Source organism: Dehalococcoidia bacterium (assembly GCA_028711995.1).
Classification (GTDB): domain Bacteria; phylum Chloroflexota; class Dehalococcoidia; order SZUA-161; family SpSt-899; genus JAQTRE01.
The window spans coordinates 1-14,505 of record JAQTRE010000073.1 but is presented as its reverse complement, the minus strand read 5'-3'; the positions used below and the strand labels follow the sequence as shown (position 1 = coordinate 14,505).

16 protein-coding genes and 2 tRNA genes are annotated in these 14,505 nt (G+C 53.1%); 9 read left to right on the top strand and 9 right to left on the bottom strand.

Features of this window, described 5'->3' with window-relative positions:
• The first annotated feature begins 111 nt into the window (after positions 1 to 111).
• Positions 112 to 912 (top strand): dihydroorotate dehydrogenase electron transfer subunit, encoded by an 801-nt coding sequence (locus PHV74_10345; GenBank protein ID MDD5094760.1) that lies wholly within the window; start codon positions 112 to 114, stop codon positions 910 to 912.
• Here PHV74_10345 and PHV74_10340 read toward each other — a convergent pair.
• From PHV74_10340 to PHV74_10320, 5 genes are all read right to left on the bottom strand, one after another.
• Complete coding sequence (locus PHV74_10340; protein ID MDD5094759.1) at positions 893 to 2,176, bottom strand: adenylosuccinate synthase; 1,284 nt, start codon at positions 2,174 to 2,176, stop codon at positions 893 to 895. The two genes, PHV74_10345 and PHV74_10340, sit on opposite strands and share 20 nt — an antisense overlap.
• 61 nt (positions 2,177 to 2,237) lie before the next feature.
• A tRNA-Ser gene (locus tag PHV74_10335) sits at positions 2,238 to 2,323 on the bottom strand.
• Between the two features lie 30 nt (positions 2,324 to 2,353).
• Positions 2,354 to 2,439 (bottom strand) — tRNA-Ser (locus PHV74_10330).
• A 112-nt stretch (positions 2,440 to 2,551) separates the two neighbouring features.
• Positions 2,552 to 3,712, bottom strand: coding sequence for a site-specific integrase (locus PHV74_10325; protein ID MDD5094758.1), 1,161 nt, complete (start codon positions 3,710 to 3,712; stop codon positions 2,552 to 2,554).
• A 22-nt stretch (positions 3,713 to 3,734) separates the two neighbouring features.
• Positions 3,735 to 4,676, bottom strand: coding sequence for a helix-turn-helix domain-containing protein (locus tag PHV74_10320; GenBank protein MDD5094757.1), 942 nt, complete (start codon positions 4,674 to 4,676; stop codon positions 3,735 to 3,737).
• Between the two features lie 123 nt (positions 4,677 to 4,799).
• Between PHV74_10320 and PHV74_10315 the strand changes: the two genes are divergently transcribed.
• The 5 genes from PHV74_10315 to PHV74_10295 all read left to right on the top strand — a co-directional run bounded on the left by PHV74_10315 (position 4,800) and on the right by PHV74_10295 (position 7,980).
• Positions 4,800 to 5,021 (top strand): helix-turn-helix domain-containing protein, encoded by a 222-nt coding sequence (locus PHV74_10315; protein MDD5094756.1) that lies wholly within the window; start codon positions 4,800 to 4,802, stop codon positions 5,019 to 5,021.
• Positions 5,022 to 5,083: 62 nt separating this feature from the next.
• Positions 5,084 to 5,239: a hypothetical protein gene (locus tag PHV74_10310; GenBank protein ID MDD5094755.1), complete on the top strand. Its 156-nt coding sequence runs from the start codon at positions 5,084 to 5,086 to the stop codon at positions 5,237 to 5,239.
• On the top strand, positions 5,221 to 5,475 hold the full coding sequence (locus tag PHV74_10305) for a hypothetical protein (GenBank protein MDD5094754.1): 255 nt from the start codon (positions 5,221 to 5,223) through the stop codon (positions 5,473 to 5,475). Before PHV74_10310 ends, PHV74_10305 begins: the two co-directional genes overlap by 19 nt.
• Before the next feature lie 102 nt (positions 5,476 to 5,577).
• Positions 5,578 to 6,591, top strand: coding sequence for a hypothetical protein (locus tag PHV74_10300; protein ID MDD5094753.1), 1,014 nt, complete (start codon positions 5,578 to 5,580; stop codon positions 6,589 to 6,591).
• Positions 6,592 to 6,714: 123 nt separating this feature from the next.
• A complete protein-coding gene (locus PHV74_10295) occupies positions 6,715 to 7,980 on the top strand; it encodes a CHC2 zinc finger domain-containing protein (protein ID MDD5094752.1) in 1,266 nt (421 codons plus the stop codon).
• Positions 7,981 to 8,046: 66 nt separating this feature from the next.
• Here the strand turns inward: PHV74_10295 and PHV74_10290 are convergent, their stop codons facing one another.
• Positions 8,047 to 8,313, bottom strand: a complete 267-nt coding sequence (locus PHV74_10290) for a hypothetical protein (protein ID MDD5094751.1) — start codon at positions 8,311 to 8,313, stop codon at positions 8,047 to 8,049.
• Positions 8,314 to 8,361: 48 nt separating this feature from the next.
• Between PHV74_10290 and PHV74_10285 the strand changes: the two genes are divergently transcribed.
• From PHV74_10285 to PHV74_10275, 3 genes are read left to right on the top strand one after another with little or no spacing between them, the layout of a single operon-like run.
• Positions 8,362 to 8,721: a hypothetical protein gene (locus PHV74_10285; GenBank protein MDD5094750.1), complete on the top strand. Its 360-nt coding sequence runs from the start codon at positions 8,362 to 8,364 to the stop codon at positions 8,719 to 8,721.
• Positions 8,722 to 8,734: 13 nt separating this feature from the next.
• The gene (locus PHV74_10280; protein MDD5094749.1) at positions 8,735 to 9,205 is read left to right on the top strand and encodes a hypothetical protein; all 471 of its coding nucleotides are present in this window, start codon (positions 8,735 to 8,737) and stop codon (positions 9,203 to 9,205) included.
• Positions 9,206 to 9,259: 54 nt separating this feature from the next.
• Positions 9,260 to 9,937 (top strand): recombinase family protein, encoded by a 678-nt coding sequence (locus PHV74_10275; protein ID MDD5094748.1) that lies wholly within the window; start codon positions 9,260 to 9,262, stop codon positions 9,935 to 9,937.
• Positions 9,938 to 9,962: 25 nt separating this feature from the next.
• On the opposite strand, the gene PHV74_10270 is transcribed toward PHV74_10275, so the two are convergent.
• From PHV74_10270 to PHV74_10260, 3 genes are all read right to left on the bottom strand, one after another.
• Entirely contained in the window at positions 9,963 to 11,195 is a 1,233-nt protein-coding gene (locus PHV74_10270) for a helix-turn-helix transcriptional regulator (GenBank protein MDD5094747.1), read from the bottom strand.
• Positions 11,196 to 11,648: 453 nt separating this feature from the next.
• Entirely contained in the window at positions 11,649 to 12,188 is a 540-nt protein-coding gene (locus PHV74_10265; GenBank protein ID MDD5094746.1) for a nuclease-related domain-containing protein, read from the bottom strand.
• Positions 12,189 to 12,986: 798 nt separating this feature from the next.
• The gene (locus PHV74_10260) at positions 12,987 to 14,096 is read right to left on the bottom strand and encodes a cadherin-like domain-containing protein (GenBank protein ID MDD5094745.1); all 1,110 of its coding nucleotides are present in this window, start codon (positions 14,094 to 14,096) and stop codon (positions 12,987 to 12,989) included.
• Between the last annotated feature and the right edge of the window lie 409 nt (positions 14,097 to 14,505).

Genomic DNA, 14,505 nt, shown 5'->3' with positions numbered 1-14,505 from the left:
CTCAAGGGAGAAAGCCTGAGCCAGGCGATTGTGGTGAACTGATTGATCGGTGAGGGGGCGAAGCATTTCCTGCTATCGGAAATGCTTCGCCCCTACTGTATAATGGAACCAATGAACCAGATCAAAGCATCCATAATCTCCTCTGCTCGCGTGATGCCCGAGGTCTTCTTGATCTGGGCCGATGCCCCTGAGATCACCGCCGATTTCCGGCCCGGGCAGTTCGTGACCATCCGCTGCGGGGAGGGATTCGACCCGCTGCTGCGGCGGCCTCTCAGCATTCATCGAATTGCAGCAGATAAACTGGCGCTCCTCTTTTCTGTTGTGGGGCAAGGGACCGAATGGCTTTCCCGACATAGGGCTGGTGATTTCCTAGATATCCTAGGCCCGCTGGGCAACGGTTTTCAAATCCGGAACGACGCGAAAAGGTTACTCCTAGTTGCCGGAGGAATCGGCATCGCGCCTCTGGTAGCGCTGGCAGATCAAGCGGTGGCTCAAGGCCTCGCGGTGAAACTGTTGCTTGGAGCGCGGAGTTCGTCTCAGCTCTATCCAATAACACGGCAGGGAGTGGAATTCATCCCGGTCACCGAGGATGGATCAACCGGAAAGAAGGGGATGGTCACTGATATGTTACCTGAATTTGCCCCCTGGGCCGACCAGATATTCGCCTGCGGTCCGATCCCCATGTATCGTCAGATGGCAAATATGAAAGCCGATCTTGCCACCAAGCCCGTGCAGGTTACGCTGGAACAGATAATGGGTTGCGGAGTAGGGGCCTGCCGTGGCTGCGCGGTGATGACCCACTCCGGGATGAAGAACGTCTGTCAGGACGGTCCCGTCTTTGACTTGCAGAAGATCGTTTGGGAAGAGATAAGAGCGCCGCTTGCCGGCGGCCTCACGAGATCGATCGGATAGTCACCGTCTGCTCTCTGTCTGGACCTACGGAAACCAGATCAACCGGAGCACCAATAGTCTCTTCGAGTCTCCTCAAATACCTTTGAGCTTCTTTGGGAAGTTTATCGAACTTGCGGATATCTTTGGTGGGCGTTTGCCAGCCCTCCATCTCCTCATAAACAGGTTCGCAATTTTCCAGCACCGCGAAATTCGGCGGAGGAACCTTCAAAACATCGCCTTCATACCTATATCCCGTGCATATTTTCACTTTGGGCATGGTATCAAGGACATCAAACTTGGTGATGGCCACACCGGTGAAACCATTGAGTCGGGCGCTGAAACGACCGGCTACCCCGTCAAACCAACCACAGCGCCGGGGCCGACCAGTGGTAGTTCCATATTCTTTGCCCATTTCTCTGATCAGATCTCCCGTGGCATCTTTCGCCTCCACTGGCATGGGTCCGCCGCCAACCCGTGTGGTATACGCTTTGAATATCCCGATGATCTTATTGATCTTCATCGGGCTTAACCCTATGCCCAGGCACGCACCCCAGGCGGTGGGAGGAGATGAGGTCACGTAGGGATAAGTGCCAAAATCGATGTCCAGCATAGTTCCCTGGGCACCTTCTAACAAGATCGTATCCCCCCTGTCTAACGCGTCGTTCACCATCGCGCTTGTCTCCCGGACAAAGGGAACCAGGCGATCGATATAATGATCGTACTCTTGTGCGATTTCGTCAAAGGAGAGCGGATTGCCGCCGAACACTTTGGTTATCGTTTTGTTTTTGTGCTCCAAAACGACCTTGAGACGTTTCTTGAACAAGTCCTTATCCAAGACATCGCCCATCCGAATGCCCAATCTAGCCACCTTGTCAGCAAACGCCGGGCCGATGCCCTGCCGGGTAGTGCCCAAAGCGCGAGCGCCACGGGCATCCTCTTGCAGGCCATCGAGCAAGATGTGATGCGGCATGATCAAATGGGCCCGATCACTGATGAAGAGTCGGCTGGTACTGATACCACGCTTTTGGAGATCGTCAAGTTCACCAATGAGGACCTTGGGATTGATAATAACCCCGTTACCGATCAAGCAATCCACATTGGGATGAAAGATGCCCGAAGGTATCAGGTGCAGTTTAAATTCACCTAACTGGTTGACCACGGTATGTCCGGCATTGCTGCCACCCGAGAATCGTGCCACAACATCTGATCTCTCGGCTAAGAGATCAACAATTTTGCCTTTCCCCTCATCTCCCCACTGCCCTCCGATGACGGCGATTACTGGCATCCGTGCACCCCTTCTCTATCAGCGCTATTGAACTCCACTCAGTATCCCGGACTTGAATAAGCGGAGAGGGTGGGATTCGAACCCACGGTAGCCAAAGGCTACACACGCTCTCCAGGCGTGCCTGTTAGACCACTCCAGCACCTCTCCAGATTACTCCAGTCCTTTGCCGCTCAAAAGCGGAGAGGGTGGGATTCGAACCCACGGTCCCCAAAGGGGACACCGCTTTTCGAGAGCGGCACCATAGTCCACTCGGTCACCCCTCCCAGATTCACTTTTTAACTTTTCTATCGGTTTAAACCCGATTTTGCTAACGCTTTGCTAACGGACGATAGCCGCTCCACTGTCTTTGTCACCCAAGGATCCATGGTCCGCTCGCTAGCGCATCTGTCTGGATTCCCGCCGTCCATTATACCCTGAATTCAGAGCGTCGTCAAAGCTTTGGGCCGCGGCCTGCTGCATCCCCGGGCTGATGCCGGAATAGGTATCACCCTGGATACCTATTCCGGCATGGCCCAAACGCTCCTGGACTATCTTGGGGTGCGTCCCCGCTTTGAGAAGCAAGGTGGCATGGGTATGCCGCGCATCATGGAAACGAATCGCCTTCAGCCCGCTACGGACAGCGAGGTTGACCCAGGCTCTGCTAACGGTGTTCGGGCGCAAAGGCCAGCCCTGGGCGTCGGCAAAGAGAAGATCACTCTCGGACAGCGTGCTCCCCAGCGTCTGTCGCTGGTGCTGTTGCTGTTCCCGATGTTGACAGAGCACCCCAACGGCGGATGGGGGAAGGGCCACCGTGCGCCGGCTTTTGGCGGACTTCGGCTCAGAGAACACATACCCACCGTCCCTCAGGTGATGCAGGGTACGGCTGATGTATATCTGACCCAACAAGAGGTCCACATCTTGCCAGCGAAGACTCAAGAGCTCAGAGCGCCGCGCTCCGCTGTAGAGGGCCAGGTAGAACAGCGCATGATATTGCGTCTTTTTGGCGGCCTCAAGGAACTGACCGATCTCGTCTCCCCCCCAAGTTTGCATATCTGGCCGGGTAGCCCGCGGCGGGGTGGTGGAGTGGGCGGGATTGCGCGCCAAGAGTCCCCACTTGAGAGCCGACTCCAGGGCGCAGTGAAGGACGGTGTGGATATACTTCACCGAGCGCGGAGCAAGCCCATCGGCAAGTTTGCTAGCGTAGAGCTTCTGAATGGCATCCGGTCGAAGCTGGGTCAAAGGGGTCTTTCCCAGAGATGGGACCAGATGTACCCTGCAAATGGATTCGTACCGCTCGTATGATTTTGCGGTCAGGTTGGGCTTGGCATAGTCTCTGAGCCAGTGGTCTAAGAATTCGGCGAGTGTGAGCTTACCTGGCCTGACGAAGGTTCCCATGTCGAGCTGGTGCAGCATCTCCGAGAGCTTCTTCTCGGCGTCCTTTTTGCTGCCTTTAATGCTGACCCACTGTTGCTTACGCTGGCCGTTTTGGTCGGTCCCGAGGTTCAGGACGATGCTCCATGATTCTTTTCCGCGCTTGACCAGATGCCCTCTTGCCATGATAGTGCCTCCGTCGTTTGTATCAGGTTACGGATTCTGATGAGGTTCTGGGAAACCAGTAATCCAGGGGAGCCGTGAACCAGACGAGCAGGATGCCCAAAAAATCTCCCGTGAAGTACTTCCCTCTTTGCCGGTCCACATCGGGCAGTCGACTCAGGATGTCAACCAGCTGTAGGAATGGCTGCAGGTCCTTTCTAAGCATATACTCGCGTGCGGAATACCGTTTGCCCGGCAGAGGCATAAGGCCCAACGAGGGCTGTTTGTCCGTGAGAAAGACCTCTATCTCCGGCTCTTTGCGCAACAATCCCCTCTTGGGTGACGGATTCATCTCAATGCATAGATAGGGACTCTTATCGAGTGTGGTGGCAACGATGATTCTCCGGACCTCCTCCAACATTTGAGATAGGATGAAGCGCGCCCGCGCGTGGTATGTCCGGCGGGCTTGCTTCCCCAAATGAGGACACAATTCCCGCACCAGTTCTGACATCTCTCGAAAGCTCGATGCCTCAAAGCCAAGAGACTCAAGATCAGCCGCGAGCATGGGAAACCCCACCAGAAGGGCGTTCCATTCATCCGGCCGGGTTTGATCTTCCTTCTTGATCTGCACCAGATGGTTCAAGAAGTCTGCGTACCGGCGGTTGCCCTGGGGCTTTGCCACATCCTCAAGCAGCACAATCAAGTCCGGTGCGATATCCGGGGGGAAGCCGATGTTCAACAGGTCGGAGACCGTGAGCCGAGGCCAGATGGCTTCTTTGGGAGCAACTTGGGCCGCTACTGGCTCGCGGGGCCTCGCGGGAGTGATCCGCGGAGGGATGCCGGAAGCCCCACCTTCTTCTCTCCACTTCTTCTTCCAGTCCTGAACCGTGCGGAGGGGCACTCTAGTGATGTCGGCGACCTCACTCTCCCCGTGCCCGGATTCGAGGAGGCGCCTCACGTCGTCTTTCGTCTCCTTATCCCATGCCATATGACGACCTCCGGTCGTTTCAATAGTTATGCGGTAATTTCGTGTACATTATTGCGTGTTTTGCGTTGACAGCCCAAATTATATCACTTTTAATGGAAGTAGACAACACTGGAGGTGCCATAAGTGGACAGATTAACGCTGACAGTTGAGGAAACGGCAAAACTCCTTGGAATCGGGAGAAACGTAGCCTACGAGATGGTCGCCCAGGGCAAACTCCCAGCTTTGCGCCTGGGGAAGCGCATCGTGATATCACGCGCTGGACTCGAACGGATGCTGGCCGCGGCCGGTGGTGATAAAGGAAAAGGAGGCGAACAAAATAATTTGTGCAACAACCATGGACGTTAACCGGCGTTGGGGCAAGATCCGAGGTATTTGCGCCGTTCTCGATATCGATTGGAGGCCGGAAGATGGGCAATAATTACTCCATCAGTCATCGCAACGAGCCATCTGCCCAAGCAATAAAGGCAATACAGGAGGCTCACGCCGCCGGTGTCGTGGCGCGCATCGCAAAGCTGACCGAGTCTTCGAAGCGAGAGGTCGGAAAATGTCCGGATCAGAAATGAACCCCACCCTGGACGACATCCGCTCTCAGGTGGAAAACACCGTTGCGCATGAGCGATCCCAGTATGCTCCAAAAGACCGCGACAACGGGCACCATGTCGTCAATCCCGATAGAGCGCCAGAGCTTCCCAAGGAAGCTTGGCAAGGGCTCTTCGGTGATTACCGGGACTTAGTGGGTCCGACCACCGAGGCTCCGGATGAATTCCACTATGCGGTCTTCTGTCAGGTCCTGGGCTGAACACTGGGCCGGACAGTACATGTCTATCATGCAGGGTGTCTCTACCCGAATTTCTATGTTGCACTTGTGGGCAGGTCTGGGCTATCCCGGAAAGACACTGCGATGTCTCGGGGTCGAGATTTACTGTCTCGTTTGCACTGCGGTACTGAGGATGACGACAAACCCGGTTTCCGAATCGTCAAGGGCATCCGATCCTTCGAAGGTCTTCTTGGCGAACTGGAAGGACAAGACAAAGTCCGTCTCATCACCCTCGGAGAGCTCCTCTCCTTGATGGCAAAGTCTCGGCAAGATGGGACAGGAAATCTCATCTCCCAACTCACGGAGTTGTTTGATTGCCCGGACATGGTCAATCCCCCCGTCCTCAAGAATACCATCATTGCCACACGCCCGTTCGTTTCCATTCTGGCAGGGACGACACAATCGTGGCTGGCGAAAGCACTTACGGCAGCGGATATCATGGGAGGTTTTGGTAACCGTTGGCTCTATTTTTCCGGAAACGCCAAGGAGCCGAATCCCAACCCAGCCAAGGTCGATGCCGGACGCCGTGATATCTTGGTATCCAAGATAGATGCCAGTCGCCAATGGGCGATCACGGAATTACCGGACGGGGAGTTAATCATTTCCAACGGTGCCGGCATTCTGTTTGACCAGTACTATCGCCCATATTATCACCGATGTCAAACCGATGGTCTTCTTCCGACACTGATTGTCCGCTTACAGGATTTCCTCTGGAAGCTGGCTGTGCTTTATGCCGTCATGGATCACTCCAAAGTGATCCGCGAGGAACACATCTCTCCGGCCATCAAGGTGGCCGGATACCTGGAGGCCAGTGTGATGGAGGTCTTCTCCAATTTCAATCAAAGTGTAGACAAGGAGAAAGAAATGCGACTCCTGGAATATCTGCGCCAGGCTGGCAAGCCAGTGCCAAAGCGCGACATTTATCGGGGGCTCACCTTGTCGGCAAAAGAGTTGGACGTAATCGCCATGAGCCTTTTGAAGCTCGGCCTGATTCGATCTGGACATTTGAAAAAGAGCCCGAAGGGAAAGAAAGCGATTGAAACCTATGCGGCTGTTTTTGATGGCCCCACTGACAGTTCTGACACTCTGACACATTGAATCTGCATCGAGACTAGATGAACTGTCAGAAATTGTCAGAACAACTGTCAGAAGAGTGTCAGGGACTTGTCAGGAGTAGTGTCAGAAGAGTTTCTAAGTACAACTCAAAGTGGAAGTGTCAAAGTGTCAGAAGGAAAAGATTCAGTGAACATCCTTGATCTACTGAAGGCCGACGGCTTCACGGTTACCCGCAAGGCCTCCACCAGCGGTGGGGAGTATGCTTCCGCTTGTCCCTGGTGTAAAGGTATCGACCGATTCCGTGTTTGGCCGGAGGAAGGACGGTATTGGTGCCGGGGCTGCGATCGAAAAGGCGATGCAATTCAGTATCTGAGGGACCTCAAACATATGACCTTTCGGGAAGCTTGTATATCAATGGGGCGAGAACCTGGAGTCAGATCGGAGCCAGCACGATCCAATCCCCCCGATTGGCAACCCCGGGAGATAGAGGAACGCTCACTCCCCTGGCGGGAGCTGATGATAAAGTTCGTCACGTGGGCAGCGGAAAATGTAGCCAGCGACAAATCCGGCCAAGCAGCCCATTTTCTGCGCGATGAACGATATCTTCAGGATGGAACGATCCGATCTTTCCTGCTGGGGTGGAATCCCAAAGAGTTTCACATTCCAAAGGACAAGCTAGGCTTAACTGAATATGATCGAGACGAAATATGGCTTCCGTCAGGAATTGTCATTCCGTATACGGCTGGAGATGGCCTTCACCGCGTTCGGATTCGCCGATTTGCTGGGGAACCGCGATATTACTTGTGCCCGGGTTCGTCATCAGCGCCGATGCTGATATCAGGCCCGGGTCAAGTGGTGATCGTGGTCGAAAGCGATCTGGATGCACTTCTGATCCATCAAGAGGCGAAGGACATGGTAACGGTCATCGCCTTGGGCAGTGCCACCATCCGCCCCGATGTGAAAACACATCAGACCCTGACCAAAGCAGACAAGGTTCTCATTTCATTGGACGCAGACGAGGCAGGAGCCAAGCAATCATGGCAATGGTGGCAAACTCATTATCCACAGGCCAAACGCTGGCCCGTCATCCGAGGGAAGGACCCCACCGAAGCACACGCCAATGGGTTGGATTTGAGGCAGTGGGTTCTGGCAGCCCTACCATCCCATAACCGCCGGGATACTCCTCCTCAAAAGCCCTCATCAAACGTGAGGGTGTTGGGAGAGAAGCCACCGGATGGACACTGCTTCTCATGTGGATCAAATCAGTTCTGGCAAATGCCTGACGGGGGCTGGCGTTGCAGCTCCTGTCATCCCCATCCCCATCAGGAAGCCATGAATCTTCTGTCATCTCCCCATCACATGAACCGGGAGAATTCGGGACATGGGGTCGCACAATTGTCAAACCCACATATATATAAGGGGGTTCATTAACATGAAGATATCTTCAGAATTCCATCAAATTGCACTCCTGTTAAACCCCGATGACCGTGAAATCCTTCAGATGAGATTCCGGTCCGTGATAATCAGTCTCTCCAGATCGGATCGAAGGGCACTCTCGCTGGCTTTGGATCGTTCCTTGGATTGCCTGCGCACCTGGCGGAGAGGTACCCGGCAACCTACAGAGAGGATCATGAAGCAAGTCATCTGGTGGTTTGACACCGGTAAACCGACGGTTTCGGTAGCATCAGGAAGCGGCAGTGCCGCAGGTCGCAGTTCCAGCATTCGCGAGCCGCCAACATCTGAGGTTGGGACAAAGGCCATCATCCAAGGTAGTGCATCGCGCCTGCCCGAAAGCGGGGAAAGGACAATAAAATGAAAGACCGCGGTAAATTCAATAGAACGAAACTCAAATGCCTGCTGACGCCGCAACTCAATGAACGGCATGCCTGGAGCCAATACGGCATCCTGGGCAAGAATTATCTCCTGATGTCCCAACGGGATATCGCCTCATGGTCAGGGATTTCACCCTCCAGTTTGCGGAATTTGTTGCCCAGATGGAATGCCTGGGGATTGGTGTCGTCGACGGCAGCGCTGAGTCCCACCGGAAAGCCGGTGAGGGTTTATCAACTGGCCCCTCGGGGACGCCAATGGCTGGAACAGTATGCGCAACGATGCTTGGATGTTCCAGGAACGCTGAAAGAAATCGAGATTTGGTTAGGTCGATCGTTATAGAAAGGAGAACAAAATGGATTTGAGAGAGCAATGTATCGAGTTCGGCGTCCGATACGCCTATCGAAGAGGGTATGTTTTTGCGCTGTGCTGCATCTATGAGCAGCCTGACGAGAAAGTCGTCACCGTCCCGGATAGGTTTTCGACTCTCTTGGAGGCTCTGGATCGTTACACGGGGCCCATTGACAATCGGCATCTCCCCGACAGACACCTGCCTGCCCCCACGCTCCGGGGATCGGTGGACGTGCCACTGATCGAGGGGGAACCAGGGATCCGCAAAGCATTCGGATTGGGATTTCGTTGTGGCTTCAGCGACAACTTCGGCCGGAGCATCCCCAGCGACCACACCGTGATCCTGGACAGTGTGCAGCATTGGGTGGACGATCCATCCGATAACACACCCATCGACCCCCTCTACATCATGGCCGAGCCGAAAGAGGATGGGCAGGCAGCGTTCTCGTTCGTCATCCAAAACCCCCAGCCGTAACGCAGAGGATAATAAGCATACATTGACAAGTCGGGTGAGAAGAGTATCGATGATATGAAGACAGCCCTCTATGCCAGGGTTTGTCCCATGGATGAGGATCCGAATCCGGAAACCCAGCTCGTTGCCGTGCGCCAGTTTTGCAGGCAGCTGGGGTGGACGATGGTGGGAGAGTATGTTGACTCTGCGGCACCATCTGATTACCGGAACCGGCCACAATGGGCGCAACTTCACCGGGATGCCCGGCACCGAAAATTCCAGATCATATTGGTTCAGCGGTTGGACCGAGCCTTCGCATCGGTTCACGAATGTGTGGACTGCCTGAAGGATTGGCATGAACGTGGCGTCTACTTCCGGTCGCTCATGGAGGATGTCATCGATACCCGCCCCGGACAAGGCGATGATGTCCTCCAGATCATGTCGGCCATGGCAGCGATCGAGCCCTTGATGACGGGGGATCGGGTGGCTGTCGGGATGGCGCGATCCAGGGCTTCGGGCAGGCAGATGGGCAGGCATGTGATGGCAATACCTGTTAGCAACATTTCTGACGCGTTGCAGGCATCCGAAAACGTGACCATGGCTGCAAAATCGTTGGGATGTAGCCGGGCGTATATCTACCAGGAGCTGGCGAAGGTCGGACTCACCCCTGGAGAGGTGATCCGCGGACAGGCACCTCCTGGAGTGGTAGTTGGGGCCCTCAATCCGTCTCGCAAACCGACGCCTCATCATGGATGATAGCGCACGCAAACCAACAAGCTCGCTATTGCCCCCGGTACCTGTACTTTACCTCTTCATCAGAGATATTATGTTTTCGCATGAGTTCTTCGGTCTCCCGGTTAACCTGAGATGCCTCCATTCTCATCGCCAGGATCGCACTGGAGGCTGCATTTGTCCTATCAGGGCTACCGGAGTCCATGGCTTCTTTCATACGCACCAAAGCAGTCTTCACATTCTCAAGGTGCATGTTCACTACGATCATGTGTGAGAGAAACCAAGAGAACTTATGCCGGCGATAAATCTTGGTCACTTCCTCTTGAATTGAACTGATCCCAGTTATCGTGTTGGAGACAATCGCGGTGAAGTTTTGTACTTCAGGGAACTTCGTATTTTCATCAAATTTGGGCATCAAGGCAATTACGGACTTGAGAGGCTCATGAATATCGATCGCATTCAAATCGGTTAATGCGCTCAGTGCCGGTGCTCTCGTGATGTGCTCAGGCATGGCAAATATCTCTTCACAGTGGAGCAAGTGCCGGCGGGATATGGTGCCCTCGATTTTGAACTGAACATACGGCAGAATATCGGTGGTGACATTCAGTTCATACACGACACATTCTCCCGGGAAAAGCACTTCGCCATGCTGTTGTTCATCTGGGGTAACCCGGGGGAATTCTTTCTGATCAGTGCGGCTGTAAGTGATTCTGCGTAAGTCCTGTATCTTGGAACTGTTTACCCAAGGTGTCGTGGCTGTTTCGGGGGCTTTCTCTGGTAATTTCGTTGTCATTTTCGTGTCTCGGCCACGGAGGGATATATTTTTGGCCGTATACCCTAAACTCAGACCAACTCCGGTGAATACCACTTTGGGCCACTCTGGAGACTCAGGAGCCGTATTACGAATCTCAACCTTGACCACGGGCGCATTCTCTGCACCCTCCAACTCAATCTGGGCAGTCAGGTAGTTTCGCAGTGAATTATAGGAGCCAATCCAGTCTCCACTCTGGTCCGATGGTTTGCTGCTCAACTTCAATTCGGGAGTGGTGCTGCGTATGCCAAAGAATACAGGAGGAGTCAACCCGTGTTCCTTCATGAGTGACACTATAGCCGCCAGAGAGGTGGCATCAGGAGCAGTGGCTCCGGTTTCCCAGCGGGACAGAGTATTGGCAGGCACGCCCAGAAGCTCGGCCATCTTGTTTTGGGTGACCCCCATCGCTTTGCGGGCTTCAATCAGGCTTTCCTTCTTGAATTCATACAGCCCTTGCTTAATCGGTGTCATCTTGAGCCTCCTTCAAGCTATCAGTGATCATAAGGTAGCATAAGTGGAATAGAATGTCAACATATATCGATACAATATCTACAGATAACGTTACACCACTCTACTAGCGTCTTACCTTGGAGGCGCTGGCAACCGGGGATTATCAATTCAGGTGGCGCCTAACATGTAAGGTGAAAGAGGGTCGTCTTTTGGCCGCAAGTTTCTACCACTTCTGCCAGGCCAACAAATTGGGGGTTGGACCGGCCCGTTCAACAGACGCGAGAACTAGGGTCTTGGGAAAGCCGTGAAATCACCAAATAATGCCTTGTTTCTTTGGTTGGCCACTACTGAGGTATGTCGATCAAGATTAATATCGTAGGAATTCGTCAATTGTTATCTTGATTCCTTGGTTGGATCAGCCATGATCGCTCGTCCAGGCATGTGCATCAACCAGGATCGGCAACTTTACAACACTCACCCGATGGACCGGATGAACCGAGAAAGATGATATGCTGCCAAATGGGTGTCTTCTCTACTGAGTATGTCGGGTTCCTTGGCTATATACGATGGAAGTCTGTCGGGATTCAACACCCACATCTCTCTGTTATTCTGTTCTTCGACCCACCAGCCGGGAAACACTACAACAGGCTTTACAGGGAACCATTTACCAGTGCTTTCGTGGAGCACTTTGCAACGCAGCCAAGCGGCATTGGCTTTTGCCTGCTCTGCCGGACTCGGATCGATGGGGTTTCCGTCCTTCAGAACACGTTGCCCGTTGAACGTGATTTTTGGGTTTCCCCTCATCGGCTTCCTGTAAGTTTTCGTCTCAATTGAGAATATGCCGCGCTGGGAGACGATCACATGATCGATGTTAAAGTTATCGCCAACTACATCATGAAAGACCGAATAACCTTGCTGGCGTAGTTCCTCTAGAGCTTGCCCAACTTCCCTCTCTCCATCACGACCCAGCTCATAATCACGGCGGCGTTTTCTTAGCCTAGCAACCTTAGGCATGCAGTATGCCAGCAAAACACTTGCTGTGATGGTGCCATATATTGGTTGTGGGGGGGCATGTTGCAACCAGCGCCACCACTCCCAAATGGCCACAGACACTCCGAACCAAGCTATCACAAACCACCCTAGCGCCTCCGATTTCATCTGACTCAATTGCTCATCGAGTGATTGCCCAGGATAGCGAAGTGGACTCCCTTTCAGAAGGCTTCTTTTTTCATTTGGAGTCACGGTACTTGTCAAGTTTCACCTCAGTGGACACAAGTGCTACCATTATATCCTCACAGACCCAGGAGGAAAATGGGGCATTGGTACTAGCATCGCATTACAGAGGATCGTCTTTCGACTGCAAGTTCTTGCAACTTTGTAAGGCCAAAAATACAGGGAGGCAAGTCAACGTAGCGCCCAACATACAGAGGCAAAAAAGGACCGCTAAAAATGCCCAATTTTTCAAATTCATGGTTTGGGCCAAAAATTAGAGCCAAAAGAGGAACCTCTTTTCAGAGGGTGTAATTATGGAAGTGCCTCAAAGGATACCCGCAGGAGCGTGGAATATCACCTCAGTGAGCAGCCAAAAACAGAGGTTTGTTTGGCTTCCCATATGACGCAACTTTGAGAAAGGAAGGCCTTGTAGAGACTTTTCTATTACAGCTGCCGTGGCTTGCCCGAAAGTCATTCCCTTTCTTTGGGGTGCAACAGCAGGGTTTCGGCTGACCTCGAGTAATGCAATCCCAACAAGAAGGGGCCAACTTCTCCAACGTGAAGCTGGCCCCTTGAATCACATCAGCCGTCTCTGGGATGCTACTTGTTCTTTCCGCCGGAGGAGTTCCCGTTTCCTCCGTTTCCATTGTTACCTGCTGAACTTCCAGCGTTATTGTTGCCTTTACCAAAGGCATTCCCTTTTCCTATACCTGCATCAGCAGTGTCGACGGACTGAAGGCTTCGATTGGCTTTGAGGTCCTCAGCTATCGCAGTTCTGTAAGCGCCCGTGTCATCATCCCCAGAGTCACTCTCTTCATCTGCAAGTTTCAGCACCACTCGCATGCCCTCCGCGACGTCCTCTTCAGTCAGTCCAAATGACGATACATCGACCCTAACGGTACCGAAATTGGTCGAAATGTAAAGATAGGTGATGGCCCCCTCAGAATCGAGGTCCCATCCAGCAATCGGACCGGATAAGCCCCTGCGAACCATCTGTCCAGGGGGAACCGCCTTTCCGTCTTCCTCCTCGTCCCCGTTGCTCACGGTCACTGTCACCGTGGCTGGGTTCTCGGAGTTGACAGTGCCATCATAGGCATAGTAGCTGAAGGTATCGACGCCTTTGTAGCCGGCCTTCGGCATGTACGTTACGGTACCATCGGAATTGATCGCCACGCTCCCATTGGCTGGCTGGCTTAGAGAGCCTGCATCAACACTCAAGGTGTCCCCATCGATATCCGTGTCATTGGCCACCACATCGATAATGACCGCAATATTCTTTTCAGTTGTAGCGCTGTCATCAATAGCGACCGGCTTTTGATTGCCGACATCAATGGTTACCGTGGCCGGGTTCTCGGAATTGACGGTCTCATCATAGGCATAGTAAATGAAGGTGTCGATCCCTTCAAAATCAGTGTTGGGCGTGTAGGTGACAGTACCATCGATGTTGATCGCCACGCTTCCATTGGCAGGCTGAGCAAGAGAGGCCACATCAACACTCAAGGTGTCCCCATCGGTATCCGTGTCGTTGGCCACCACATCGATGGTCACTGCAGTGTTTATGTCAGTCGAGGCGATGTCATCAATGGCTATCGGCGGGACGTTCTCCCCTTCCGCCAGCGCTGCCGCTGGTCCAAAAAGCACCAACGCCAAACTGACGATGAGTATAGCTGGGGCCAAAAGTGATATAGGTTTGGATCTTGATACTATCATTGTCACTCCTTTGTATAGCATTAGCCTGTATTCATTCATCCTTTTATTCGATCAAGGTTTATCCAAATTTACCTCCTGCTGTCTTGCTCTTCTAGACATAGACCGAGCATATGCTTTTGAGATTCCTTACGTAAATAGGCAAAAAGTCATATGGCCCTCATGCTCATATCATTCGAGATTCACAGGCCAGAGTATCAACCGAAAGGCAGATAGCCTTGAGGTGGTTTGTGCCTGAGCGTATGACATGTTCACGTGATCTTGTTTACTCTACAGCCTCTAACATAGGAATCTCTGATTAAGTCCCGAATCATGCGATAATAATGGCAGACTACTTCAAGGAGACCTGCCGTGATAAATGGACCCACATTTGCCAGCATGGCCTATGCCAATAAGAAAAAGAAAACTCGCC